Source organism: Agromyces sp. P1_H4 (assembly GCF_056405255.1).
Window position 1 is genome coordinate 1 of sequence record NZ_JBFUCL010000444.1, and the last position, 2,424, is coordinate 2,424.

Genomic DNA, 2,424 nt, shown 5'->3' on the forward strand with positions numbered 1-2,424 from the left:
CCTCCATCGCCGACAGCAACTGGTCGGGCTACCAGCACCAATTCGCCGGCAACGCGACCGCCGCCGAGCGCTCGGTCGCGGACGTCGACTTCGACACCGACCTGATGCGGCTCGCCGCCGGCGGCGGGCGCTGACGCGGCATCCGGAACCGACCGCGCCCGCCGGAACCGACCTCACCGGCCGGAACCCACTGCACGGGCCGGCATCGGCGTAACTTGGGGGCATGGCGAAGCAGCCGATCGTGTATGAGACCACGCACCGAGTCGCCTTCTCGGAGCTCGATCCCTTCCAGCACCTGAGCACCGGCAACTACGCCAGGTACTTCACCGACCACCGCATGGAGGCGCTCGCGAAGTACGCCGGGTGGGACCTTCCCACTCTCGACACGCTCGGCTTCATGACGTGGATCCGGCGCATGGAGATCAGCTTCCGCCGACCGGTGAACGCCGACCAGGAGATCACGATCACGTCGTTCGTGCGCGAGTTCCACGGGCCCGACGCGATCATCGAGTGCACGATGGCGGATGCCGCGGGCACGACGGTCGCCACGTGCCTGATGATCGTGGCGCACGTCGACGCGACGACACGGCGCGCGACCGACTGGCCCGACGACCTGCGGGCGATCTTCTTCGAGGCGGAGCACTAGCGGGCTTCGGCGCGCGCGGCGCCAGTGCGGCTGCCGCTCACCCGTCGTCGCTAGCTGCCGGCGAGGATCGTCCCGAGCCGCGCCCGGCACTCCGCGACGAACTCGGGAAGGGTGCGCCAGTAGTACGGGATGCCGAGGATCGCGACCGCGATCGCCCAGGCCCGGGCGCGCCGCCAGGTCGCCTCGTCGAGGTGCAGCGCGTTCCAGTAGGCGTCGCGGGCGGCCTGCGGCAGGTCCCAGACGGCGGCATGCTCGGCATCGGGCGCGCCGACCGAGAGCGCCCCGAAGTCGATGACCGCGTGAAGCCGGCCCGCGGCGACGAGGAGGTTGCCCGGGCGCAGGTCGCCGTGCAGCCACACGTGCGGCGCCCGCGAGTCGGGCAGGTCCAGCCCGTCGCGCCACCACTGCTCGAGCCGGTCGAGGTCGAGGTCGTCACCCACGAGCGGGCGAGCCTCGTCGAAGGCCTGCGCGACCCCCGGCTCGGCCTCGCGGAGGCTGCCGCCCCGATACCAGCTCAGGTCGCCCGACCGTCGCTGGCCCATGAGATCGATGCGGTGCAGGTCGCGCACGAAGGCGGCGAGGTCGTCGCCGAACCGTCGCCAGTCCGTCACGGTGTCGGATGCCGGTGGCGCGCCGTCGATCCACCGGTACACCGACCACTCCAGCGGGTACGCGTGCGACGGGGAGCCCTCGTGCACCGGTTCGGGGATGCGAACCGGCAGGGCGGGCGCCAGGCGGGGAAGCCACGTGCGCTCCTTGCGCAGCGAGGGCACCCCTCCCGCCGTGCGCGGCATCCGCATCAAGAGGTCGTCGCCAAGCCGGAACATCACGTTGTCGGTGCCGCCACCGGCGAGGGTCACCGGCAGGCTGGCCCACTCCGGTCGCTCGCGAGCGATGAGGGCGGAGGCGAGACCGACGTCGATCGGCAGCTCGTTGGAATGGAGTGGCATCCGACCCAGCTTGCCACTCACCGCGGCGCACTCACCGCGGTTCGTGTCGCGGTCCAGTGTCGGTGCCCCCGAGCAGGATGGCGGCATGCATGGAACCGTCGTGGTCACGGGCGGCGCCGCCGGGCTGGGCGCCGTCATCGCCGAGWCGCTGCTCGCGCACGGTCACGGCGTGCTCCTCGTCGACCGCGACCCGGCGGCGGCGAGGGCGACGGCCGACGGTCTCGAGGCTCGGCACGGGTCGCCCGTGGCGGTCGTCGCCGCCGACCTGTCGACGATCCACGGCATCAACGCGGCGGTCGACGCGCTCGCCGGGGTCTCCGGCATCACCGCGCTCGTGAACAATGCGGGAGGCTGGTCGCCGGGCCCGCAGTACCCCGACGCCGAACCCGACGCATGGCTCGGCGCGCTGACGCTCGACCTGGTCGCGCCGATGCTGCTCGCGCAGCGGCTGTGGCCGCGGCTCGCGACGGTCGGCGGAGCGGGCGGCGTGGTCGGGGCGAGCGGCGGCGTCGGGGCGAGCGGCGCGGTCGTGAACATCGGGTCGAGCGGCGGCGAGGGTGACGAACCCTACGGGTCACCCGAGTACGGCGCCGCGAAGGCCGGCCTCCGCCRCTTCACGAGCTCGCTCGGCGGTCGGGCCGACGTTCGCGTCATGGCCGTTGTGCCCGGCTGGATCGGCCTCGATCGCGCTCATGCCCAATTCGCCGCCCTCGCACCCGAGCAGCAGCGTGCGGCTGGGCGGCTCATCCCGCCGCAGGAGGTCGCGGATCGGGTGCTGTACCTGCTCGAGCACGGACGCCCCGGCGAGGTCGCCGAACTGCTCGAGTG

3 protein-coding genes are annotated in these 2,424 nt (G+C 72.9%); 2 read left to right on the plus strand and 1 reads right to left on the minus strand.

Going from position 1 to position 2,424, the window contains the following annotated elements:
* Positions 1-223: 223 nt before the first annotated feature.
* Entirely contained in the window at positions 224-646 is a 423-nt protein-coding gene (locus AC1DY2_RS18605; protein ID WP_476763761.1) for an acyl-CoA thioesterase, read from the plus strand.
* 50 nt (positions 647-696) lie between these two features.
* On the opposite strand, the gene AC1DY2_RS18610 is transcribed toward AC1DY2_RS18605, so the two are convergent.
* Positions 697-1,596 carry an aminoglycoside phosphotransferase family protein gene (locus tag AC1DY2_RS18610; RefSeq protein ID WP_476763762.1) on the minus strand — a complete coding sequence of 300 codons (900 nt, stop codon included), beginning with the start codon at positions 1,594-1,596 and terminating at the stop codon, positions 697-699.
* Positions 1,597-1,681: 85 nt separating this feature from the next.
* Between AC1DY2_RS18610 and AC1DY2_RS18615 the strand changes: the two genes are divergently transcribed.
* Positions 1,682-2,424 (plus strand): SDR family NAD(P)-dependent oxidoreductase (locus AC1DY2_RS18615; RefSeq protein ID WP_476763763.1); only part of this gene is annotated, 743 nt, incomplete at its 3' end.